The organism is Domibacillus antri, assembly GCF_001936625.1.
In the GTDB taxonomy this organism is placed as follows: domain Bacteria; phylum Bacillota; class Bacilli; order Bacillales; family Domibacillaceae; genus Domibacillus; species Domibacillus antri.
On record NZ_MSDU01000003.1, the window covers coordinates 287,875 to 311,771 of the forward strand.

Genomic DNA, 23,897 nt, shown 5'->3' on the forward strand with positions numbered 1-23,897 from the left:
TAAGGACCCTCTCTTTTCTTCAATAGCTTTCCATAGTATAGCAAATTCGATTTGAATACGCCACGTTTCGATGATAAAATGAAGGTTGGTTTTGAAGTACAAACTAGGAGGATAACCCGTTTGAAAGTAGTCATTTCCGGTTTTTACGGACTCGGCAACACCGGGGATGAAGCCATCCTTGAGTCGATTGTCGATAATTTACGCTCAGAAGTTCCCGATATTGACATAACGGTGTTTTCGCTGTCGCCGGAGCAGACGGCGCGCGAGCACAATGTGAAAACCGTGTACCGCGCGTGGCGGCGTGAGAACAAAGAAAAAATGAAAGCACTCCGGAATGCGGATGTATTAATTTCCGGCGGCGGCGGCCTGCTTCAGGATACGTATCCGACGAAATTTTTATTCGGTCCGCTTCCCTATTACTTAATCATCGCCATGCTTGCGAAAGTATGCGGCGCCCGCGTGATGTTTTTCTCGCAGGGCATCGGTCCGGTCACGTCCGCATGGGGCAAATTTTTAATGCGGCGTTTCGCGAACAAAGCGGACTTCATTACGGTTCGTGACCAGTATTCGAAAGATTATTTGGAAAACCTGAAGGTGACGCGCCCGCAAACGGTTGTGACCGCTGATATCGTGTTTGCTTTTCAGAAAAAACAGGATGATGCGTGTATGCAAAGTTTGAATTTGACAGGCGGTGAAAAGCTTCTCGCTGTGTCCGTTCGGCCGTGGTTTGAGCATAATGATTATGAGGATAAGCTGGCTTCAGCGCTTGATGAGCTGATTGAGCAGGATGATGTGACGCCTGTGTTTGTGCCGATGGAAGGACATCACGATGTGGATGCGTCCAAGCGTGTGCTGGCAAAGATGCAGAATGCGGAGTCCTGCCATTTGCTTGCGGGGGATTTTTCGCCGAATCAGTATTTGAATTTTATCGGTGCGTGCGAGGCGACGGTCGGGCTACGTTTGCATTCATTGATTTTCTCGGCGCTGGCAGGTGTGCCGCATGTCGGGATCAGCTACGATAAAAAGGTGGAGAGTTTGCTGAAGCGGAGCGGGATGTGGGAGTATTCGTTCCGTCTGGAAGAGCTCGACCGGGACAAGCTGGCGGCGAATACGCGTGATGTGCTGATGAATCGCGATGCGTTAAGCAGGCAGGTGGCCAAAAATGCGGCAGTTATGCGGCAGGAAGCGCTTGAAAATATTGAATTGCTGAAAAAGCATTTCATGTAGGAGGTTGTCGGGATGAAGATTTTGCTTGCAACGGTGTACCATTATCCGCATACGGGCGGGCTGTCTGTGCACGTGGCGACGCTGAAAGCCGGGCTTGAGGCGCGCGGACATGAAGTGGATATTTTGTCGTTTACCGATATCCCCGAGTTTCAGCAAAAAGCGGCAGTGCGCGGACCGGGCTTTTTAATGAATAAAGTGTCAAAAGGAAAAGGATTTGTGTTTGGCTTGAAGCAGCGGAAAAAGATGCTTCAAAAGCTGATGGAAGCGCAGAAAGCGAAGAATTATGATATTGTGAACGCGCAGGAAGTGTATGCGACATTCGCGGCGCTGGATGCGGGGCTGCCGGTCGTATCAACGGTTCACGGCTATTTGACGTTTGAGGCGCTGTCGGCCGGCAATATTTTAAAAGGCAGCGCGGAAGAGAGATTTTTGCTGCAGCAGGAAATTGAAGCGTACCGGAAAACGCGAGCGATTATTACGGTGGATACGCGCATTAAACATTACGTGAAAAAGGAAGCCGGCATTGAGGGCACGGCGATCCGTAATTTTATTAATGTCGATGATTTTAAACCGGATGCGGAAAATAAAGCGGCTTATCGAGAAAAGCACGGCGTTCCGGCTGATGCGCCGGTCTTCTTTGTACCGCGCCGCCTGACAAAGAAAAACGGGGTTATTTACCCGATTTTGTCACTGCCGGCGGTGCTTGAGAAGTATCCGGACGCGAAATTGATTTATGCCGGAACGGGCGAAGCGATGGATGAAATGAAAAAATTGATTGCGGAGCGCGGCATCGGGGAAAATGTGGAGCTGCTGGGCGCGATTCCGCATGACGTGATTAAAGAATATTACGCTTTGGCTGATGTCGTTTTAGTGCCTAGTGTGTATTCGGAAGGCGTGGAAGAAGCGACATCGATTTCCGCTTTGGAAGCAATGGGATCAGGATCTCCATTGATTGCTTGTGCAGTCGGCGGGTTAAAAGAAATCGTCGATCACGGTGTGGACGGATTGCTGGTGGAAGAGAAAAATGTCGAAGAGTTGTCAGCAGCGATGATCGATTTATTGGATCATCCGGAAAAAGGTGCCCGTTTCGCGGCCGCTGCCCGGAAGAAAATTGAAGACGAGTACTCGCATTTAGCTGCAGCTGAGAAATATGAAGCCATTTATAAAGCTTCCCTTTAAGGGGAGCTTTATTTGTTGCCGGGAGTGGTGTTGGGCCGGATTTTCGGGTGTTTGGGCCGGAATATTTTAAGTTGGGCCGGATTCCTTTGCTTCTGGGCCGAAATATAATTTTTCCGGCTCACGGGTACTTTTTTTCGGCCTTATTTTAATATAATCGGCCCATTTTTCTTTTTTTCGGCCTTGGTGACCGTTTTTCGGCCTTTTTCACAAAAATCCGGCCAAGGAACGAATTTCTCCGGACTTTAAAACTTTGAAGGCCGATATTTTGACCGCTGGGCCGGATTCCTCAGCGCGCGGGCCGGAAAAAATTTATTTCGGCCTTGGCGCGCATTTTTCCGGCCTATTTTTCAAAAATCCGGCCCGCAGGATGGTTTTTCCGGCCGTGAATATAGCACTTATTCCCATTTCCATTCTTCCGGGAGAATGTATACTCTTCCTTTTGTTTCTCCTTCTTTTTCCACCGCCCATTTTCTAAGCAATTTTTTTACAGCAGAAGCTGATTCGATTCCGGTGAATTCTCTCATTTGTCTGTTGACTGTTCGGACGCCAAACAAGCGGACATAGTCTTTTAACGCCGGCAGATGCGGATCTTTTAAAGCAGCCCCGCAATTAAAGCAAATCCATTTTCTTTTCACTCGTTTTACGGACCATTGTTTGCATTGGAAACATTGAATGCCTTGCTGCAGCTGTTCTGGGCAAATACGAAATTGTGTTACCACATCAGGATCGTACGGCTTATGATAGAATTGAAGTCTGTTGGCAAGCAGATGGACTTCTTTTTCGGTTAGGATTGGATTTTTTTGATGAAGGAATTCATCTAATTTAGCAGGAATTTCCTGTGCATACATAATGAAGGATTGATCGGCGGAATCTGAAGGGGTCATTTCCATTCGGACATTCGGATGGGTAAGTGCGACAACAGGCAGGATCGGAACCGGTTTGTCCAGCCAATGCTCCAGCCCTCTTTTATGCCGGAGAACTTGCGTGATCGGATCTTCAAACGTCTGCTGTCCGCGGATCAGCTGTCTCGTATTTCTGTCAAAAATGAGATGGCCGCTGAAATGTTTAGCGTCAATAATGAGAAGAAGTGACCGGGTGATAACCAGCGTATCGATCTGAAAGTGGGCAAATCCATTTGGAAATGGAAGGCGGATATCATGGAGAATTCGGATGGGACCATTAATCTCGGATAAATAATATAACAGTTTCCTCTCCCCCTCAAATCCGGCTGCACAACGGGCAATTTCCTCTTTTACTTCTCTGGAAGGCTTGATTAAACGGCGGTCTAATGATTCCAATTTGGCATACAAAATGGATTTTTTCAATTGTTTCTCTCCTTTCATTGGGATCATGTAAACTATACGACTTCCATGCAAAAATCCCTTCAAATTTGAAGGGATTTTTTTCAAAGGCCGGATAATTGAGATTTGGGCCGGTTTCCTCAGCTGTGGGCCGAAATAAAATTATTCCGGCCCAGGTGTGCATTTTTCCGGCCTTGTTTGAAAAAAATCGGCCCACGCGCGAATTTTTCGGCCATTCCTCCCAAATTCCGGCCCACAGGAGAGTGTTTCCGGCCATAAACAAAAAACCCCCGCTCGCGGCGGGGATTTCTCTTATTTCATCCATTCAGTATGGAATGTGCCTTCTTTATCAATGCGTTTGTACGTATGTGCTCCGAAGTAGTCGCGCTGTGCTTGGATCAAGTTCGCAGGCAGCGTTTCTGTGCGGTAGCTGTCGAAGTAGACAATCGCGCTTGAGAATGATGGTACCGGGATACCGCGTTCTACGGCCATTGTTACGACGCGGCGCAGTGCCGACTGATAGTTCTGCACGATACCCTGGAAGTACTCGTCAAGAAGCAGATTCGCCAATTTCGGATCGCGGTCGAATGCGTCTTTGATTTTTTGCAGGAATTGCGCGCGGATGATGCAGCCGCCGCGGAAAATCATAGCGATATCGCCGTAGCGGAGATCCCATCCGTATTCTTCTGATGCAGCTTTCATTTGGGCAAAGCCTTGCGCGTATGAACAGATTTTGCTCATGTAAAGCGCCTGGCGGACCGCTTCGATCATTTCTTTTTTGTCGCCTTCAAACGGCTTGATTTCAGGGCCTGTCAACTGCTTGCTTGCCTGTACACGCTCGTCTTTCAACGCTGAGATGAAGCGCGCAAATACCGATTCTGTGATGATGGAAAGCGGCACGCCAAGGTCAAGCGCGTTTTGGCTCGTCCATTTGCCAGTTCCTTTTTGGCCGGCGGCATCTAAGATCACGTCTACAAGCGGCTTGCCTGTTTCGTCATCCTGCTTTTTGAAAATATCGGCCGTAATTTCGATCAGGTAGCTGTCCAGCTCGCCTTTGTTCCATTCCGCAAATACTTCATGAAGCTCGTCTGTAGACAATCCAAGCATATGCTTCATGATGAAATATGCTTCAGAAATTAACTGCATGTCGCCGTACTCGATGCCGTTGTGCACCATTTTCACGTAGTGGCCGGCGCCATCCGGACCGATATACGTTGTACATGCTTCGCCATCCACTTTCGCAGCGATCGCTTCAAAAATCGGGCGGACAAGTTCAAAGGCTTCGCGCTGGCCGCCCGGCATGATAGAAGGACCTTTAAGCGCTCCTTCTTCACCGCCGGATACACCTGTGCCGACGAAATGAAGGCCAAGGCCGGCAAGCTCTTTATTACGGCGAACCGTATCTTGGAAGAATGTGTTTCCGCCGTCGATTAAAATATCCCCTTTATCAAGGTGCGGCTTTAATGCATCGATTGTGGCATCTGTTGCGGCACCCGCTTTCACCATCAGCAAAATTTTGCGCGGTTTTTCAAGTGAGTTGACGAATTCTTCAACGCTGTACGTGCCTTTAAAATTCTTCCCTTTTGCTTCTTCCTGTAAAAAAGAAGTCGTTTTATCAGCCGAACGGTTGTAAACAGCTACTGAATAGCCTCTGCTTTCGATGTTGAGCGCAAGGTTTTTGCCCATAACGGCAAGACCTACAACGCCGATTTGTTGTGTTGTCATATGTGTATTCCTTCCTTTCACCTGTCTATTTTTCCCCTTAATAAAGCATTATAGCGAAACTTATTTTGAATTTAAATACTCTTCTTTACTTTCAATTATTTTTTGAACCGCCGGGCTCGGTTTTCCGCCCAGTGATTTCCATTTAAATTCATGCCGTTTTAAATCTTCCACTGTGACGGCTCCATCACCGGCGCCCGCCGATTCGATCCCGCGCCGAATACCCCGGACAGCGTCTCTATATTTCTTATTACCGGTTATACGGTAGGCTTCCATAAGCAGATCCGCTTCATTCAGCGCATGGCGGAGTGATGCCGGCATATTGCGCCGGCTTGGACCCTGCACATAAAAGTCGGCCGGCAAATAGCCTTTCTCCATTGGCAAAACGTTATCGATGGCGATTAAATTGAGCAGGTAGTCACTGTATTCCGGCAGGATTTTTGTCAGTTCGTCCACGTCAAATTCTTCACCGATCTCGTTCAAATATCGGACAATGAATGCGTTTTGGCGTTTATCCACATAAGGGGCAGTAAGCGCATATTTTTCTTTAAGCGGCACGCTCGTATATTCCGTTTTCCAGACACGATCCTCATAAGACTGGCGGTAGGTCCATAAATTGGCTGCGGACTGAACGGTTAAATTATAAAAGTACCGGTCTTTTTGTTTAAAATACCGGTTTATCGCTTCTTTGTCCAGCATCATGTCCAGTTTGCGCCCATAGCCATTTTGAAGCGACGGCTCGATGGACCATGGTAATTTTTTCAAAGCGCCGTCCACTGTAAACCAATTGTTTACCCGCTGGTACTCATTCTGCTGAAATGTAATCCAGCTGTTCAAATGAGCAGTTTGGTTAAAAAGCGGTTCTTCCGCCAGCAAAAACCATTGCTCCGCTATCTCACCGCGGTCCGCTTCCAATGTGAATTGAATCCCTTCTGTTGAATGGCGGCTCGTGTTCTTTTCCGAAAGCAGTTCACGTACTCTGCTTTCACCGCCGTTCCCGTACAGCTTATTGACTTCACGCGATGTAAAGGTGTGGCTCATAACGAGTTCGTTGATAAATGTCCCGTTATTTGTATAACGGAACAGTCCAACAGGCGGGCGAAGAGCATCCCTCCCAATCTCTTTATCACGTATGCGTTCAGGCATATTTTTCGTCCAGTCGATGAAGTAATAATCATTCGCTTCCTGGATCGATATCGTCCCGTTAATGCTCCCTTCCCCTTGCAGCCTCACCATCACAAAGCGGTCACCGTTATTGATTTTACGCACATTGACAGTTACATCCGATTTATTGCCGGCTTTGTAATGATAACGTGTATCTTCATATAATATATCCAGTCCATCCGGTTCGGATTCGTTCCCGGGACGCAATTGCTCCGCTTCCAGAACAAGCGTCTGTCCGCCAATGGAAATGGTTTGCGCTGCCGAAATTGGCTCCGCTTCCTGATCACCCGAACACCCCGCCAGCAAAATCGACGCGATGATAAGCCATTTTTTCACGATAAATGGCTCCGTTTTCGTCTAACGATCGCCATCATGGTACGGAAGCCTTCTTTATAGAAGAAAAACAATCCCGCCGCATACAGGACGATGCCGATTGGCACAAGAATCGCCAGCTGCCATAACGAATAAAGATCGTCCACAAATGGCCGGATGAATGAAAGAGGCACAGCCATAAACGCCGTTACAACCGCTGTTCGTAATAGAAGGCCGATTAGGCGGGCCGGTTCGGATTTATCAAAATCTTTATAAACGAAAATCGTACATGCTGTGAAATAGTAGACGGATACGAGCGAGCTGGTCAGGGCGAGACCCGGATAGCCGAACGGATCAATAAACAGCCAGTTCAGAAAGGCATTTAAGGCGATCGTCACAATACTGATGCGGAACACCGTCTTTGCTTTTCCCTGTGCATATAAGGCTTTGGCGACGATATACTGCATGCCTTGCGTGACAATAATCGGCAAATAAAAGACGAGCGCTGCGTATGTATTATACGTATCCTCGGCTGTAAATTTCCCCCGTTCGTAAATAAACGAAAGTGCCGGTTCCCCGACGACATACAGGCCGGCCGCAATCGGCGCGAGGGTGACCAGCGAAATTTGAATGCCGCTGAAAAAGGTGTTTTGAAACCTTTTTTTATCATTTATTTGTTCTGCCAGAAGAGTGAAAATAATGACCGCAATCGTCGTCGCATAAATGGTATGCGGAATAGAGGCAAGAAGCGACGCATAATTCAAATACGAAATAGCCCCGCCGATTTTCACAGCAAAAATTTGATTGACGAACATGTTCACCTGTCCGACTGCCGCACTAACAAGCGCCGGGGCAAGCAGAACAAGCAGTGTGTTTTTAAATTCCTTTTCGACGGAAACGACAGGCTGCCAACGATAGTCTGTCTTGTACAAATAATAAAATTGAATAAAGATCCCCATAATCGCTCCGGCAATAAATCCATACCCGAGACTTGCTATGCCCCACTGGTCCGCAAAAAGAAGCGCAAACGCAACCCCCATAATGGTCTGGGTTAATTTTGCAATTTGAGACGGGACAAAAATGCGCCTGCCTTGCAAATAAGAATCCAAAATGCTCGTTAGCGCGATAATAGACATGAACGCAAAGAAAAATTGCGTGACAGAAATCGCCGTTTCCGCCGTTTCCGGACTCATCCCTCTATACATGAGCGGAATGAAATACGGGGCAAGCAGCGCACCCAGTGCGGAAATTAAAAGAAAAAGGAGAAACGTCAAATTCATGATTCCATTCGCATTCCGGTCCGTCTTTTCTGAATTCTCTTTCCGATTCTTTACGTATAACGGCAAAAATACATTATTAAATCCGCCTGCGATCATCGCAATGACGAGCGTAATAAAGGCAAAAGCGATTTTGTACCCATCTGTTTCGCTGCTGGCCCCAAACTGATACGCCACAATACTTTCACGCAGAAAACCGGACAGTTTGACAACGATCGCCAGCAGTCCAAGCCAGAGCGCTGTTTTTTTCAATGACATAATAATCGTACACCCCGATAGTTAGTAAATTCCCTTCTTTATTTTACCTTACTTTTTCGCTCTGTGCGAGGCAGCATAAAAAAGGAGGATGCCCGGGTCTATTTTACAGACTTTGGGCACCCCCTTTTTTCGTTTATGGAAGCTGAAGGAGATTTACATAATGGCTGTGTACATATCCTTCTCTTGTTGCAAGATTGTCAGAGATCACTTTATGCCACGTGCCTTTCTCTAAAATGGTCACCGGCATTCTTGTCATGTTGTACGTAAATTGAATCGGTGCTGATGAGTTGGGCTCATTTCTTACATTTAAACCCGTCTCGCTTGTGAATCCAAGCGTATATTTCTTGTAATCTTTACCGCCAAGCGCCTTATCAATCCGATACATATGACCGGCTACTTTTGCGCCCCAGTACGGGTCTGATGCATATTTAACGTTAATGCCGTTCGCTTTGGTCCCCGGCGCTGCGCCATATGACCGCCACGTATTTGTTTTCAGATAGCCTGCCCCTTGATTACCTTTGCTGTCTATATAATCACCATTTAAATACACATTTGCGAGGATAGAGACCCCTTCTTCAACCGTGCTGAACGAAACACCCTGCGTATGGTTGGAATCTACAACCCCTATGCCAAACAAGTTGTTATTCGTCTGTGCATGATTGCTAATCCCGTAATCACTTTCATGAATCGCCATCGCTAAAATTAATAGCGCATTGACACGTTTCTCTGACTCTACTTTTTTCAATGTGGCGCCAAGCCCGATCAATTTGCTTTTCTTGGTGGCATCTTTATATTTTGCAAGGCCACCCTTTTCACGTTCAGCAAGAGCCGCCATAATATAGGCATCCAGTTCAGCTGCTGAATAGGAGGATGACGCGCGCGCAGATAAATATTGGAAATATTGATAGGCACGGCCGACAAGACTGCCTGATTCATTGTAAAAAGTGAATCCGTCCCAGCTGTAATATTTCGTTCCTGTTTTCATGAAAGCAGGTGCCGCACCCATTGAATACGATACATATTTCCCTGTCTCCACAATATAAATTTGATGGACGAGAGAGCCGCCTGCATTTTCATAAAAGCTGCGGCCTGCTGCTCCTTCAAATGGCACCATCATCGCGTCAGACGGCTTCATATAATAGTTTTCGCCGCCAAGGTATACTTGCACATATTTGTCCGTTGATGTGACATATTTGACTTCAGCAGTCGGATACGGAAACGTGGTGGCGGTCATTGAATTTCCAGTTACATAGGTTTTGGCTGTTTTTAATTCAGGATCTGTATATAAGTTAACTGTGCCGCCTGATCCGGTCAGGGGTCTTGTAAAGACGACTCCGCTGTTATCTTTCATTTTAATAATACGGCCGTTTTCAAACAAAAGCTCATCGCCGCGGTTAACCATTACATTTTTCGCCTGCTCATATGTTTCATAGGATAAAGAGGCGTAGGAAATGTTCCCGTTTGCATCAATGTTCGCTGTGCGGTACGGCCGCACCGGCGGTTCAATCTCTTCCGGTACGATACCGTTCGCTTTTAGAAGGCGGTAAATAAAAGCGGATGCCTGATCGCGTGTCGCTGTCGCAAAGGGGGCAAATTGATCTTTTGACACACCGTTAATAATTTTCAGGCTGACGCTTTTACCGATCGCCGTTTTATAAGCTTCTCCAAGTGTTGAAACATCCGTAAACGTCGGTTCTGTATACACGGCATCCAATTTTAAATATTGAAGGGCATTGCTGATCATCATGGCCATATCTTTTCGGGTAATGGTCGCTTTCGGGTGGAATTTTCCATCCGTTGTTCCTTTAACAATTCCTGCGGCTGCGGATGCCTGAATGTATGGAGCGAGCGCGGCCGTTGCGGACACATCACTGAATACAGCCGGTCCTTCCGGCAAGTCCAGCGCGCGCGCCAAAAATGTCGCAAATTCTTCACGTGTCACATTATTTCCCGGGCGATAGGTTCCATCCGCGTATCCACCCATAATACCTGCGTTTATAATCGCACGAATCTCTTTTTCCAGCGTGATGCCCGTGACATCATCCGCCGCCGCTTCCACTTTGACGTTTAATGGCTGAAAAAGCGGGAACAGTAAGAGTAGTGCCATCATGATTGAGAATGCTTTTTTCATCTAAGAAGAGACTCCTTTCAACTCTGGTGGCATTATTCTATTCTATTATATAGAAAAAAAAGCCCCTGGAATACACATCCCGGGACTCTTTCAATTTTCTTACTGTGTTTTCATAGCGTTATAGATTGCAACGGCGAATGCTTCACGTGACGCATCTTTCGTTCCGTTGTATTTTGTACCTGAATAATAGCCTGTACGGTCAAGTGATGCGATGGCGATGATGCCGTCATATGCCCAGTGACCGGCACGAATATCTGTATATTTGACACTTGCGGCTGCTGATTGTGTCATGTTTAAGTTAAATGCGCGTTTAATGATGCTCGCCATTTCGTCGCGTGTCATTTCAGCACCCGCGCGGAATGTGTTATCTGAGTAGCCGTTTATAATGCCCGCTTCTTTCATCGCGGCAATATCTTTCGCAAAATAGTAAGACGTCCCTACATCTCTAAAATGAGAAACTTGAGCTGGTGTAATTTTCAATACGCGGTTAATGATCGCCGCCGCTTGTCCGCGTGTAACTTTTGCGTCAGGACGGAATTGCAAATTGTCAAAACCGGCGATAATTTCTTGGTCTGTCAGTGATTTGATGGCTGCATAGGTGTTGTCTGACTTCGATACATCAGTAAACCAGTTTTGATCCGTAATAACACGTTTCGCACCGGCGTATTTTGAACCCCAGTAAGAATCATTCATGGAAACAAGTGTAATGCCGCTGCTTGATGTTGCATTCAATACTATATTACCGCCAGCATATACACCTACGTGTGAAATACCCGGTTTATATGTATTTGCGTAAAAAATCAAATCGCCCGGCTGTAAATTACTTTTTGAGACAGCTTTCCCTATTTTATATTGCTGTTCCGCCGTCCGCGGCAGTGAAATACCGGCCGAATTTTTAAAGATATATTGAGTGAATCCTGAACAATCAAAACCTCTTGGTGATGTTCCGCCAAAGACATAAGGGACTCCCATAAACTTCTTTCCGTACGCCGTGACAATTTCTCCAACTGTTGCCGATGCCGCTTCTGTTTTAAATGAAGTAAGCGGTGATAGTGTTACGAACATGACAGCCGCAAGAAATGCCGCGAGTACTTTTTTGAACCTGTTCACCATAAACCTCCCAAAACTCCCATGTGTTTTTCTCTCTCTTTTTCTATTAATTTCATTGTAACAAAACAAAACAATGATTAGTTTTACGTTTCCATTACAATGAAGTGTCTTCATCCGACATAATTCTTTACAATACAGGTCCAAATTGTCGCTAATCTGCTATATTCCATCCTTTTTATATTAAATTGTTGAAACAAAATTGAAATATTACTAAATATTCAATCAATTAAGCGCAAAAAAAGCAGCACAGGAATGACCCGTGCCGCTTTTTTTATCGCATATCAGGATTCATCGTTAAGGATAAAAATTTCGCAAATTCAGCGCGTGTTATTTTCATCCCCGGTCTGAAGGTGTTATCCGCAAAACCAGTGACAATTCCGGCATTTATCATCCCATTAATGTACTGATAACCGGTCACATTCGCGCTGAGATCTTTCATCGTTGATACTGTGCTTGTTTTAATCTTATACGCTTTGGCAATTAAGATCGCCATTTCAGCCCGCGACACCTCGTCATATGGACGAAACGTTTTGTCTGAAAACCCGGTTATGATCTTATTTTGCGCCAGCTGTTCAATGTAACCTGATGCCAGCACCTGGTCAGTCACATCGGTAAAACGGGTCTTCCGGACAGCGCCGTCATAACCGAGCGCTTTTCCGATCAGAATCGCTGCTTCTCCGCGTGTAATTTTGCTAGTCGGACGAATCGCATTGTTTTGGTAGCCCTGCAGGATTTTTTCATGGTGCAAGTAAATAACAAACCGGTTATACCATATGGAAGTGCTAATATCCGAAAGCGCTGGACCTGTATTGGAAATTTTCAGCATTGCTGCCGGAATGTCCGCTTTCACTCCGTTTTCAACCGGGTAAAAATGATAGGACAGCGCCCCTTTTGACGCATAGTCGACAAATTGATCCGCAGCCGCATTTTTCTTCACAAGCGACGTGCCCCGATACACATGGTACTTTCCAAAACGGGAAGCGAGCATCGACGTATCGATTGTGATTTTCCCTTTTCCATCCATTGTGTACGGAAGTTTTACCTCACCTTCAACGGGATACAGATCCGCCTGAACAAGTCCATACCCAAAGTATGCATCACGGCCTGCCGCTCCTAAATCAAGTGCATTCCGCTGAAGCAGTTTTCGGATTTGCACGTTTGTCATTTCTGGATACTTTTCCATATACAGGGCCGCCATCCCTGTGACGTAAGGCGCCGCCATCGATGTACCGGTTAAGTGATAATATCCGGATGATTGAATAGACGTTGGATAAGTGCTGTAAATGTTTACACCTGGCGCCGCGAGCTCCACTTCTTTTCCGATGGATGAACCCGGGTCCATCTTTTTGGAGGAATCTATGGAAGAAACCGCAATGACACTTTCGTATTTTGCCGGATATTGAACAGTTGATGAACCGCTTTTTGCCGGTTCGCCTATATTACCGGCAGCCGCAATGATCAAAATACCTGAATCATACGCTTGCTGGAGCATCTTCTGCAGCGCGCTGTCCTGATCAGGTGTTGTAATACTTATGTTTAAAATGTCCAGCTTCTGTTTAATTCCGTAATCAATCCCTTTCAGCATCGTGCTCGTCGTACCGAAGCCGTTGCTATCAAGGACTTTAATGGAATATAGACTCGCATTCGGCGCAATCCCCACCGTGCCGATCGTATTGTTATTCGCCGCAATAATACCCGCGACATGTGTGCCGTGGCCGTAGTCATCATTGAATGTATTTGCGCAGGCTTGTGCATCAATGACATCCATTAAACAAATGCCGCCTGCCGTTCTGCCGGCTAGATCAGGGTGTTTTGTGTCAATTCCCGAATCAAGAATGCCGATCTTGATGCCCTTTCCGGTTAATGTGGATGGAAGCCTCTTTTCCGCACCGACCAGTTTATACCCGTACGGAACTGTCTGAGCCGATGACTTTACCGGCATGTCGAATTCAATCGATTCGACGTCCTTCGCCATGGACAGTGCTTTCTTTTGCGTCTCAGTCACGGTAATCGTCGCAGCCGGAATCGCTTCATATACATAGTCGATTGATTCCGAATATTGCTCAAGCAATTCATTGTTCACTTTTTCATCAAATAAAATGACCGCCTGTCTGACATCCGCTGAGTTTGCCAATGAGAAATCAGGGGTATAGATGAAGAAGAAAAGGGCGGCGAAAAGCAGCGCAAGTAAATGTTTGTGAGTACCCAGATCAATCACCTCGTTCTTCCAAAATATAAAAATAAAGAGAGGCCCTTTTGGGGGTCCCCTCTTCATTGTACCGTTTATAACCTTAATATTCTATTTATTATTTTCCTATTTTGGTACGTTATAAAGTGAATCGACATCGTAGCCTTTCGCTTTATAATAGTCCAAAATACCATAATAAATCGCTTTGGAAGCAGAAGTTAACCAATAATCAGATTTGAGCTTGTCATTGTCGCTTTTGTTCGTGATAAAGCCAAGTTCAGCCAGTGCAGCCGGCATATTATTTTCCCGAAGAACAGCAAAATTCCCAGTTTTCACGCCGCGATTTCTCAAATTCCATGCTGCAATCATGCGATTTTGAATTTTCGTTGCGAGCAGCCTGCTGTCCGCTGTATATGGATTTGTGGCTGCTGAATAATAAAATGTTTCCGTACCGGTTGCACTTGCACTCGCCGCATTTGCATGAATGCTGACAAATACATCGCCGCCGTTTCTAACAGCAAAAGCCGGCCGCGCGCTTAACGAGACAAATGTATCCGTTGAACGCGTCATTTTTACGTTAAAAGGCGTTTGCTTCAATAGATTGTTTACTTTCAGTCCTGTTGTAAGCACAACATCTTTTTCTCTCAGACCGAAACTGATTGCGCCCGGATCGCTGCCGCCGTGTCCAGGGTCAATGATAATCGTCTGCCCGGAAAGACGTGAATCTGCACTTTCTGTTACAGGTGGCGTTGCAGCCGGTTTTGCCGCTGTTGTGCGCAAATAAGCTGTGCTGACAAAACCAACGGTCGCACCTGATTTTACATAGGTCCATTTGCCGACTGAATGAGCGCCGGATACTTGCTGATTTTCCGACAATTTGCCAATTGAAGGGTAGGCTGTCGAAGGACCGGAACGAATATTTAAGTTTGGTGCATTGGACCATAATGATTTTGTAAAGCTGACTGAATCTTTTGTACGGAATTCCGGATTAATGGCGCGCGCTAAAAACACAGCGAAATCCGCACGTTTAATCAGGTTACCTGAGCCAAATGACCCATTCCCCATCCCATCCGCGACTCCGCGGTCCATTAACGCCTTCGCTGCCCCGGAAGCAGTTCCTCCGTATGAATATTTAAATGCATTGGCAATCATAATCGCCATTTCACCGCGTGTAATCGCTTTGTTTGGATAAAAATTCCCCGCGCTTACACCCGATAAATACCCTAGAATAATGTTATGATCGACGCCAGATTGTATATAACCCGCAACTGAAGAGCTTCGGTCCACGTCTCTGAAAACCGTTTTTCTTGGCGTGCCATTCAGTTGAAGGGCGCGTCCAAGAAAGATAGCCGCTTCCGCTCTTGTAATCGTCCGATTCGAGTTGAATATTGCGGCAGATGAGCCTTTCGCAATATTGCCATCGGATAGAAACGTTACTTCCTCCAGCGCACGTGCAGGTACATCAGTAAAACCCGCCGCCTGAGCAGGTGAAGTCACATTGAACAGAGGAAATATTACAAGTAACGCAAGCAAACTGTAAAACACTTTTCTCTTCACAACTTTGTCTCCTTTCTTAAAATTTACCACTTAAGTCTAGCATAGAAAGATGAAACTAAACACCGTTCTTTTTTAACATTTATCGAAATAACCGCTATTTTGATAGATTTTCCCTAAAAATGTAATATATCTGTAACATGTGTCACTTGAACGAAACAAAGGAACGTTTGTTCTTTTTTGTTGCGTATTCGGGTCTGTTTCATGCTATAATGAAGAAATCTTACAGAACCGAAAGGGTGCCATCTACTTTGACGAAGGCGAAAACGCTGCTTCCAGATCAATCTTCTTTTCATCGGGCGGATCTTTTTTCCATTCCCGGTGTCATGCGTGCATCTGATTTACACCCTGTTCGGGGAATCGGGAATTCTCCTGAACAATGGAAAGAAACCATTACCTCCGCTGTTTACAGCCGGATCACCATCGAAAAAATGGAAGAACATCCATACAATACAGACTACGCCGCAAAAGATGTATATCAAAAATTATTGAAAAAAGCGCCGGCTGATCGGGAATGGGCCGTTTTATTTCGTATGTTCGCCGCTTTTTATACGTTTTCCGCCCTGGCTGAGCGTTTTGACGAAACGAAATTGACGCCTGACACAGCGGAGCGTGCCGGATATGATATCCTTTTTTATTTGGCCGATGAAGTATTTGATGCTGTGAAGATGACGGGCGGGGCGATTCCGTTCGCCTTTGAGCCCTACATTGATCTGTTAAAAGGCGATACCGGACGGCTTTTATCTTTTCCGTTTGAACTTTTTCCGGCGGCACGGCTTGATTTATACCGCCTTCTCTGGGATTCCCTTTTCACGAAAATGGATTGGCGGCGCGCTGAGCTGCAAAGAACCGCTCCCGGCACCGGAAGCAGTACCGTGCAGACGGCGGCGCATATGCATCAGCTCTATTTGCTTGGCGAGATGGATAAATTTGTAGAAACGGCGGCTGCCGGACCGATCGATGTCTTTTTATACTTCCTTCATTGGCTCCAGGATGCGAGGCGGTCGGATCGATTTATTCCAGTACTGAGGGCCGCTGCATCTCTCGCCGGTGAGGGTATTTTACTCATCCAGGATGACTACAGCAGACGGTTATTTGTGCGTCAGCTCATCCGGCTTATGGATGAAGACGATCTGGCTGGCCGTGCTCCTGCGCTCGTAAAAGAGTTTTATACCGCTCTCTTGCCGTTCAGCTATGTATCGCTCAGCTATTTTTTAATCGGACGGGGCGATTATGCTGAATGGGTCGATTTGCAGCTGCTCATGGATGCCGAACTTCCAGACCTTGACCAAGCCGGATTGAAAACAGCGATCAAAGAAGCTCCGGAAGAGACATTGCCGCTTCTTCACCACGGCATCTCAGTCCTTATTGCCGGGCGAAACCGGAATGCTTATCGTCAAGCTGTGAAATTCATCAAACGCATGCGGACAATGTATAAAAAATTAAAACGGACCGATGAATTTGAACGGTGGCTGAACTGGCTGGCGGACGATACGAAACGGCTGCGGGCGTTTCAGGAAGAATGCAAAAAAGGCGGACTTTTACATGATTAAACATGGAACGATTCATCTTGTGACACACTACGAAAACGGGTCTTTTTATTTGCGGGCAATGGATTCGGGCGGACAATGGCTGCCTCCTGAATCCTGGACCCGTCTTTTATTTGCCGGCCACCGGGAAAGCTTCTACGGAACAAATTTGACGTACGGACAGCTCGACGGAGAAAAAGCCGTTAAATTAACTCCATTTGACTGGGTATCATTGTTTAAGGCGGAACATTTTAACCGTTTTGCCCGGTTTGAATGGGATGAAGCCGGCCATTTCAGCTTAGCGTGTGCCCCTGTTTTATATGAAGCGGTATTTGAAGCGATGCCGGCGTTTACAGATGAAGGTATTACTTGGCCTGTGCCGGAAGATGTTCACGATGAGTTTGCGGACTCATTCTGGGAAGAAACGATTTTTAACGAAAGCCGCCGCACGTTTGTGGAACGTGTCTTCCCGCTAATTGCGGCACACGCCCATCCCGGCATCACGGCCATTGCGGAATCATTTAACGGTCAATTGACTGCGGATGAGCTGAATCGTTATTTTGATCCTGTACGGCTCCGCTCTTATCTCGCCGGTGATGAACCCGCAGTGTATGAACCCGGCCTGCGTTTATCAGAACCGCATGCGGATGATGAAGGGTGGCATTTAGAAGCGGTATTAATCCGGAACAAACCATCTGAAAAAGTATATTCTTTTCATAAGAAATGGCCAAAGTCGGCAGAGCCCTATAAATTAACCGCAAATGAAGAAATACAGCGCTGGCTCCGCCTTTTTCCTGAACTAAATGAAAATGGCGCTTTAAAGGAGTCGCTATCTGAAGCGGAAGCCATTGGTTTTTTAACCGGCAGCGGTGAAAAATTAACCGCGCTCGGCATTCCCGTACTGCTTCCGCCATGGTGGGAATCTGTGCGGTCGGCTGCCGTATCTGTGGCAGCCGATGTACGCGATACGAATAAACAGTCCTTTGTCGGAATGAATGCCATTTTAGAATTTGATTTTAAAGTCGCCCTCGGCGGCATAGAAATGAGCGAAGAAGAATTTATGCAGCTCGCAAGCAGCGAGCGGCGTCTCATTAAATCGAATGGCCGCTGGGTGCATCTCGATCCGGCTGCCATCGGCAAAATAAAAGCGTTAATGGAGAAAGCAAAGCAAGACGGGGTGACTGTCGTCGATGTATTGAATCAGGAGTTTACCGATACAGAGGATGCGGCCCGGGTTCACATACGTTTAAACCGGTCGCTGCAGACGATGATTGAACGTCTGAAAAGCGCATCCGACATTCCCCTTCTGCCGGCTCCGGAGGCCCTTCAAGGCGAGCTGCGTCCGTACCAGCAAGCCGGCATGAGCTGGCTGTTATTTTTGCGGGAATGCGGTTTTGGAGCCTGCCTCGCCGATGACATGGGACTCGGTAAAACGGTTCAGCTCATTTCTTATTTGCTTCACGTTGAAAAAAACGAACAGCCGGAAGCACCTGCGTTGATTATCTGTCCGACGTCCGTACTCGGCAACTGGCAGCGTGAACTGGCCGCATTTGCCCCGGATTTGTCCGTTATGCTTTATTACGGGAAAGACCGTCCGCGCGGAGAAGCATTTTTAAAAGAAATATCAGAAGTCGATGTTGTATTGACGACATACGGGCTTGTCCATTCTGATTTTGAAACGCTTGAACAGGTCGTATGGAGTACAGCGGCACTGGATGAAGCGCAAAATATTAAAAATGCCGGGACGAAGCAGTCACGGGCTGTCCGGAAGTTAAACAGCCTTCATCCCATTGCCTTGACCGGAACACCGATGGAAAACCGGCTGTCTGAACTGTGGACTATTTTTGATTTCATAAACCGGGGCTGGCTCGGTTCACTCGCTCAATTTCAAAAATCGTATATGGTGCCGATTGAAAAGGATCATGATGCCGATCGCGTAGCGGCTTTGCAGGCAAAAATACGGCCCTTTTTATTGCGCCGGACGAAAAACGATCCGGAGGCGGCGCTCGGTCTTCCTGACAAAGTCGAGCAAAAAGAATACTGTCCGCTTTCGAAAGAACAGGCGGCGCTGTATGAACGGACGGTCCGCGATACGATGGAACAGATCGGCCAGCTGTCCGCCTTTGAACGGTGCGGTCTCATCCTGCGTCTTTTAAATGAATTGAAACAACTGTGCAGCCATCCTGCTCTTTTCTTAAAGGAAGAACGGCCGGACAATATACGCGTCCGTTCTGCCAAAATGGAAAAGTTAATGGAGCTTGCGGCCAATATTTATGGACGGGGAGAAGCATGTTTAATTTTTACACAATACATTGGTATGGGGGAGATGATTCAGCGTGAAATGGCGGATGAATTTGGGCTTGACGTTCCGTTTTTAAACGGCTCCACACCAAAGCAGGAACGAGACAAGCTCGTGGAGCGTTTTCAACACGGTGAATTTCCTTTTTTCCTGTTATCGCTTAAAGCAGGCGGGACCGGGCTGAATTTAACAGCGGCCAATCACGTCATCCATTATGACCGATGGTGGAATCCCGCGGTCGAAAACCAGGCCACAGACCGGGCATACCGGATTGGACAGAGCCGATTTGTGCACGTTCACAAATTCATTACAACCGGTACAATTGAAGAGAAAATTGATGCGATGATTGAATCCAAACAGGCAGCAAGCAGTGAAATTATTCAAAGCGGGGCTTTTATCGCTGATCTTGATAATCAGGCACTCAGTGAACTGTTTAAACTGGATTGACAAAAAAAGCTCCGTCTGAATGTAAGGGGTACATCAGACGGAGCGGGGGCTGGCGCCATTTCGCAGGGCAAGAGGCTTCTCATACAGTAACCAGCTGCCCGGCCGGTTACTGTGGCTGCTTTTGCTGCTCCTCCAACTTTTCAATTCTTGCTTTGAGCTGATGAATGAGAGCGGTTGTTTTTCCAAGCTGAAAAATCATATCTTCAAGGACACGTTCGACCCGTTCACTCATCAAGACAACTCCTTTTCTCAAATAAGCGGGACAGTCTCAATCATTTCCGCCGGTTCTTTTACGTCCGGCTGTTTTTTTCCCAAAAAGCGTACGGTATGAACAAGCACTTCAGTGACATACACTGTTTTACCGCTGTTATCCTTGTAATTTCTTGTCTGAATCGTGCCAAGTACGGCGATCAGTGAGCCTTTCTCGCAATATTTCGCGGTGTTTTCAGCGATTCGGTTCCAGATCGTGCAGTAAATAAAATCTGTATCTGTTTCTCCGTGAGCATTTCGGTATGGCCTGCTGACGGCGATGGTCGTTTGAATGAGCGGCCGTCCATCAGCTGTGTGTTTCAGTTCCGGATTCTTCGTCAGTCTGCCAACGAGCGTCACTTGATTAATCAGCTTCATCCCTCCTTTCGTCTTGCTGTTTTTATCATAAAAAAGGGCGTTCAAAAGGGCAAACAGCGGTTTTTCAACTTTCCCCCATTCATCACACTGTTTTCTTTATCGAAAAAAATCGAAATAAATCTACTGTTGTCGAACTTTCTCAAGAAACCTCCTGGTCATTGTGAAAAAAGCGATAAATTGCAGTTTTATGTTACACTGTTCGTATAAAACGCTTCCAAGAAGGGAGAATCGTTGATATGAAAACATTCAAGGTCGCTGAAATTTTTTTAAAAAAAGAGGGGAATTCACAAATAATTCCGTTTCGGGACGGTCTGGTGATTAACCGGGAAGATGAAAAAAAGACCTGGCTGATTGAATTATTTCTGGATGAAACAGAAGAAACGATGATCCGCCGCTTTGAACATGAAACGGATTTAACCGCTCATATCGCTATCACTCACCGAGGGAATGATCCGGCCATTTTTTCCGTTTCAATCCGCATGATTCAAAAGCTTGATCACGGCATCAGCGTGCTGTTTGATGCGCAGCTCCGCCAGATGCGAAATGAGTATGCAAAGCTGCTGCTGGAATCACTTATAAAACAGGGTCTGGAAGGAGAAGAACTGCTGCGCGCGTTTACGGACGTCATCCGAAAACGTCCAAACGTACCGGAAAAATGAAAAGAAGCGCTTCCCTGTTGATCGGAAAGCGCCTGTCTTTAATCAATGAACCACCGTTGATTGCAGACCGTCATAGCCGGTTTGGATTGTATGCTGCAATAATCGAATAATATAGTGAATGTCCTGCTTTGTGTAGGAATGCGCCGGTAAATCTACATCATATACCTGATAGTACAGAAGTGAAGCCAGCGCAAGCTCCCGTTCATCAGCAGGGCTTAGCTGTTCGGCTTTTTTTTTATCGAATTTGTTAAAAAGTCGATATAAAAACGTGCTTCCGCTTTACAGGAAAAATCATAGTTAGTGCCGAGTTCTTTTTGAAGAGAATCGATCGTTTTGATCTGGTCCGGTGTCGGCTCTTCCGAAAAGATTTTATCAACCACTTCATTGATTTTTTGAGCAAGGTCTTCGTGAAAGCGCGGATCTAATTTCATATCGTCCGGAACCTGATTGAACCATGAAGCGTTCTGCTGAATATAGCGCTGCCACTCTTTCATAAAATCTTGCGGATGATAGCTTTCTTCATCCCACATAATTTTCGCCATATATTGTTCAAAAGCAGTAGTAATCGACCGGGTAATACTGATTTTCACACCGTGTGATAAGCTGTTTAACATTGACATTGCCAATAGGTACCTCCTGGAAATAGCCTCATTGACTCCTCGAAAATAATAACTCTTATACTTTATCATACTTTCGAACTGGTGACAAAATTTTTTCGGATTTAAAAAAGCATCGGCCGATTCCAATGCGGCGCGATGCTTTTGTTGTCAGCTGTCTTTATTATCGGCGTCTTGCATATCGTTCTGGTCTTCAATCACATCTTCTTCCGGTGTATTTTCATCCGTTGCCGGGTCCATGTCATCGTCAGTGTTCGTATCTTCTGTTTCGTCGTTTTCATCCATTATGACGTCGTCTTCAACATCTTCATCTTGAACATCATCTTCAACCGCCGGATTATCATCCGCAGGTTCATCATCATTTCCCGCGCATCCTACAAGCAGCATGGCAGCCAGGGCAGATCCACCGGCTAATTTCAACAGTTTCGCATTCATTCGTAAAAATCCCCTTTCGCTAATGACGATTTTTTGCTCTTACTGGTTGTATTGTTTCCCGCTGCTGGAAAAATTAATCGTCCATTTTACAAAAAGGGTGTTAAGACCCTATGAAGATTGGCAAAAGAAAAATAAACGTCGTAAATGGTCCTATTTTTGACGACGAAAACAGCTTTCACTTCATTCTGCTTCATTTTTCATCTTTCTATGCAGCCTTCAGCGGTTCTGTCCAGCGTTTCCGGCAGCAAATAAAGAAGGGCCGCCTCAAACATTTATCGAGGCAGCACCTTATTCATTTCGATAGCCGGATTTTGTCGAATCCAGCCTTCAATGATATAGAATCCGGCTGTCATATCAACAAACCGGCCTAAATAATGCATAATCAGGCCCGGCATCTACAACTTATAGGACAGCACCTATTCCAGCGCAAACATTAATTCCGCTTCGCACACAAGCTCGCCTTCTACAGAAGCCATTGCTTTCGCTTTGCCGATGGAGCCGCGCAGGCGGGTCATTTCGACTTCGAGACGCAGCTGATCGCCCGGAACGACCTGACGCTTGAAGCGGCAATTGTCGATTCCCGCGAAAAAGGCAAGACGGCCTTTGTTTTCTTCTTTTTTCAGCATCGCGACGGCGCCGACCTGGGCGAGCGCTTCAACGATTAACACGCCCGGCATCACCGGATAATCCGGAAAATGTCCGTTGAAAAATTCTTCATTCGCGGTTACGTTTTTAATACCCACTGCCCGCTTTCCATCTTCTACTTCGACGATACGGTCCACAAGAAGAAAAGGGTAGCGGTGCGGGATTGTTTCTTTAATTTCACGAATATCCATTGAGATACCCACCTTTAGAAGAGACTTTTAACAATTACATCGAATAATTGAATCCATGTGTCAGGCACAAACACGTCTAACGGGTTGCCGGTACCGATAATGCTGTAGCCGATCACTGCACCCGTGACAGCTGTGATGATCATGAGAAAAGATGTTAACATGAATCTGCCGAGGGGGGTGAGGCGGGTTTCTTTTTTCCGCTTCCATTGTTCAGTCACTGGTCATCCTTCCCCTCTATCTGACCCCATTAATTAAGCCGAGCATTTGATCCGCGATTGAAATCGCTTTTGATTGAAATTGATAGGAACGCTGTGTCATCATCAAATCGCTCATTTCTTTTGAAAAATCCACGTTTGACATTTCAAGAAAACCAGCTTGAATGCCGGAAGCTTCACGCTCAGCGGCATTAAGATCACGTAAAACCTGTCCTTCCGCCACCGCCGGGTCTTCCGGCAGCACAAACAGATTGTCCCCTGTGCGCTCTAAAAATTGCGGTTTATCCACTTGTATGAGACCTATTAAGCCTCCCGCCTGCTCCGCCATTTCTTCAGGCGTCATGACGATCGGATTATTTGCTTCATCAAGCACCGGGTAGCCTTCAGATGTCACGAGCATGACGTTTTCGCCGCCAGCCGGAGTAATGGAAAATGAGCCATCGCGCGTATAATGAACGCGGCCGGTACCATCTTCATTTTGAACGAGCACTTTGAAAAATTGATTCGGCTGAGACAAAGCAAAATCAAGCGCTCTGCCTGTTTGCTGAAGTGCTCCCTGTGTGCCGACCATTTGCGCCTGTGCCATCATCGCGCCAACACCAAGACGAATGCCTAACGGTGTCAGACGGCCGATATCCTCCGTTTGACGATTCAAATTATTCGTCTGCTGATGAACGAGATCCCTAAATGCCGCATCGCTTCTTTTATAACCGGTTGTATTCATATTCGCCACGTTGTTACTCGTGACATCCATTCTTTTTTGAAGCTGTGATAGCGCATTGACGGCATTAATCATTGTTCTATTCATGC

At 46.3% G+C, this 23,897-nt stretch carries 20 protein-coding genes; 5 read left to right on the forward strand and 15 right to left on the reverse strand.

The genetic code is table 11. From position 1 onward, the window contains the following. Nucleotides 1-120: 120 nt before the first annotated feature. Together csaB and BTO30_RS01605 are read left to right on the forward strand one after the other, a co-directional pair. The gene (csaB, locus tag BTO30_RS01600; protein WP_075396952.1) at nucleotides 121-1,227 is read left to right on the forward strand and encodes a polysaccharide pyruvyl transferase CsaB; all 1,107 of its coding nucleotides are present in this window, start codon (nucleotides 121-123) and stop codon (nucleotides 1,225-1,227) included. A gap of 12 nt (nucleotides 1,228-1,239) precedes the next feature. After that, nucleotides 1,240-2,406 carry a glycosyltransferase family 4 protein gene (locus BTO30_RS01605; protein ID WP_075396953.1) on the forward strand — a complete coding sequence of 389 codons (1,167 nt, stop codon included), beginning with the start codon at nucleotides 1,240-1,242 and terminating at the stop codon, nucleotides 2,404-2,406. Nucleotides 2,407-2,801: 395 nt separating this feature from the next. Here BTO30_RS01605 and BTO30_RS01610 read toward each other — a convergent pair whose 3' ends face one another. The 8 genes from BTO30_RS01610 to BTO30_RS01645 all read right to left on the reverse strand — a co-directional run bounded on the left by BTO30_RS01610 (nucleotide 2,802) and on the right by BTO30_RS01645 (nucleotide 15,426). After that, complete coding sequence (locus BTO30_RS01610) at nucleotides 2,802-3,731, reverse strand: nuclease-related domain-containing protein (protein WP_075396954.1); 930 nt, start codon at nucleotides 3,729-3,731, stop codon at nucleotides 2,802-2,804. A 288-nt stretch (nucleotides 3,732-4,019) separates the two neighbouring features. Continuing rightward, nucleotides 4,020-5,432, reverse strand: a complete 1,413-nt coding sequence (gene gndA, locus BTO30_RS01615) for an NADP-dependent phosphogluconate dehydrogenase (protein ID WP_075396955.1) — start codon at nucleotides 5,430-5,432, stop codon at nucleotides 4,020-4,022. A 60-nt stretch (nucleotides 5,433-5,492) separates the two neighbouring features. Then, nucleotides 5,493-6,929 (reverse strand): putative periplasmic lipoprotein, encoded by a 1,437-nt coding sequence (locus tag BTO30_RS01620; RefSeq protein WP_075396956.1) that lies wholly within the window; start codon nucleotides 6,927-6,929, stop codon nucleotides 5,493-5,495. Continuing rightward, complete coding sequence (gene murJ / locus BTO30_RS01625) at nucleotides 6,926-8,440, reverse strand: murein biosynthesis integral membrane protein MurJ (protein ID WP_211272805.1); 1,515 nt, start codon at nucleotides 8,438-8,440, stop codon at nucleotides 6,926-6,928. Before murJ ends, BTO30_RS01620 begins: the two co-directional genes overlap by 4 nt. A 133-nt stretch (nucleotides 8,441-8,573) precedes the next feature. Next, the gene (locus tag BTO30_RS01630) at nucleotides 8,574-10,571 is read right to left on the reverse strand and encodes an S-layer homology domain-containing protein (RefSeq protein ID WP_075396958.1); all 1,998 of its coding nucleotides are present in this window, start codon (nucleotides 10,569-10,571) and stop codon (nucleotides 8,574-8,576) included. Between the two features lie 99 nt (nucleotides 10,572-10,670). Beyond that, the gene (locus BTO30_RS01635) at nucleotides 10,671-11,681 is read right to left on the reverse strand and encodes a C40 family peptidase (protein WP_075396959.1); all 1,011 of its coding nucleotides are present in this window, start codon (nucleotides 11,679-11,681) and stop codon (nucleotides 10,671-10,673) included. 271 nt (nucleotides 11,682-11,952) lie between these two features. Next, a complete protein-coding gene (locus BTO30_RS01640; protein WP_075396960.1) occupies nucleotides 11,953-13,899 on the reverse strand; it encodes a S8 family peptidase in 1,947 nt (648 codons plus the stop codon). Between the two features lie 96 nt (nucleotides 13,900-13,995). Then, nucleotides 13,996-15,426 (reverse strand): N-acetylmuramoyl-L-alanine amidase, encoded by a 1,431-nt coding sequence (locus tag BTO30_RS01645; protein WP_075396961.1) that lies wholly within the window; start codon nucleotides 15,424-15,426, stop codon nucleotides 13,996-13,998. A 248-nt stretch (nucleotides 15,427-15,674) separates the two neighbouring features. On the opposite strand from BTO30_RS01645, the gene BTO30_RS01650 reads away from it, so the two are divergent. Both BTO30_RS01650 and BTO30_RS01655 read left to right on the forward strand, forming a co-directional pair. Then, on the forward strand, nucleotides 15,675-16,976 hold the full coding sequence (locus BTO30_RS01650) for a hypothetical protein (RefSeq protein ID WP_075396962.1): 1,302 nt from the start codon (nucleotides 15,675-15,677) through the stop codon (nucleotides 16,974-16,976). Next, nucleotides 16,969-19,698 (forward strand): DEAD/DEAH box helicase, encoded by a 2,730-nt coding sequence (locus BTO30_RS01655; protein ID WP_075396963.1) that lies wholly within the window; start codon nucleotides 16,969-16,971, stop codon nucleotides 19,696-19,698. The genes BTO30_RS01650 and BTO30_RS01655 overlap by 8 nt, the downstream gene beginning before the upstream one ends. Before the next feature lie 106 nt (nucleotides 19,699-19,804). On the opposite strand, the gene BTO30_RS17805 is transcribed toward BTO30_RS01655, so the two are convergent. Further along, complete coding sequence (locus tag BTO30_RS17805) at nucleotides 19,805-19,930, reverse strand: hypothetical protein (protein ID WP_281248567.1); 126 nt, start codon at nucleotides 19,928-19,930, stop codon at nucleotides 19,805-19,807. Nucleotides 19,931-19,947: 17 nt separating this feature from the next. Next, a complete protein-coding gene (locus tag BTO30_RS01660; RefSeq protein ID WP_075397061.1) occupies nucleotides 19,948-20,319 on the reverse strand; it encodes a single-stranded DNA-binding protein in 372 nt (123 codons plus the stop codon). A gap of 242 nt (nucleotides 20,320-20,561) precedes the next feature. Here BTO30_RS01660 and BTO30_RS01665 point away from each other — a divergent pair, with 242 nt between their 5' ends. Next, nucleotides 20,562-20,984, forward strand: coding sequence for a YwpF family protein (locus BTO30_RS01665; RefSeq protein ID WP_075396964.1), 423 nt, complete (start codon nucleotides 20,562-20,564; stop codon nucleotides 20,982-20,984). Nucleotides 20,985-21,199: 215 nt separating this feature from the next. Here BTO30_RS01665 and BTO30_RS01670 read toward each other — a convergent pair whose 3' ends face one another. From BTO30_RS01670 to BTO30_RS01695, 5 genes are all read right to left on the reverse strand, one after another. Continuing rightward, complete coding sequence (locus BTO30_RS01670; protein WP_075397062.1) at nucleotides 21,200-21,598, reverse strand: hypothetical protein; 399 nt, start codon at nucleotides 21,596-21,598, stop codon at nucleotides 21,200-21,202. Between the two features lie 153 nt (nucleotides 21,599-21,751). After that, a complete protein-coding gene (locus BTO30_RS01675; RefSeq protein WP_075396965.1) occupies nucleotides 21,752-22,036 on the reverse strand; it encodes a hypothetical protein in 285 nt (94 codons plus the stop codon). 416 nt (nucleotides 22,037-22,452) lie between these two features. Continuing rightward, nucleotides 22,453-22,872, reverse strand: a complete 420-nt coding sequence (gene fabZ / locus BTO30_RS01685; RefSeq protein ID WP_075396967.1) for a 3-hydroxyacyl-ACP dehydratase FabZ — start codon at nucleotides 22,870-22,872, stop codon at nucleotides 22,453-22,455. A 14-nt stretch (nucleotides 22,873-22,886) separates the two neighbouring features. Continuing rightward, nucleotides 22,887-23,090, reverse strand: a complete 204-nt coding sequence (locus tag BTO30_RS01690) for a DNA-directed RNA polymerase subunit beta (RefSeq protein WP_075396968.1) — start codon at nucleotides 23,088-23,090, stop codon at nucleotides 22,887-22,889. Between the two features lie 16 nt (nucleotides 23,091-23,106). After that, the gene (locus tag BTO30_RS01695) at nucleotides 23,107-23,895 is read right to left on the reverse strand and encodes a flagellar hook-basal body protein (protein ID WP_075396969.1); all 789 of its coding nucleotides are present in this window, start codon (nucleotides 23,893-23,895) and stop codon (nucleotides 23,107-23,109) included. Nucleotides 23,896-23,897 lie beyond the last annotated feature (2 nt).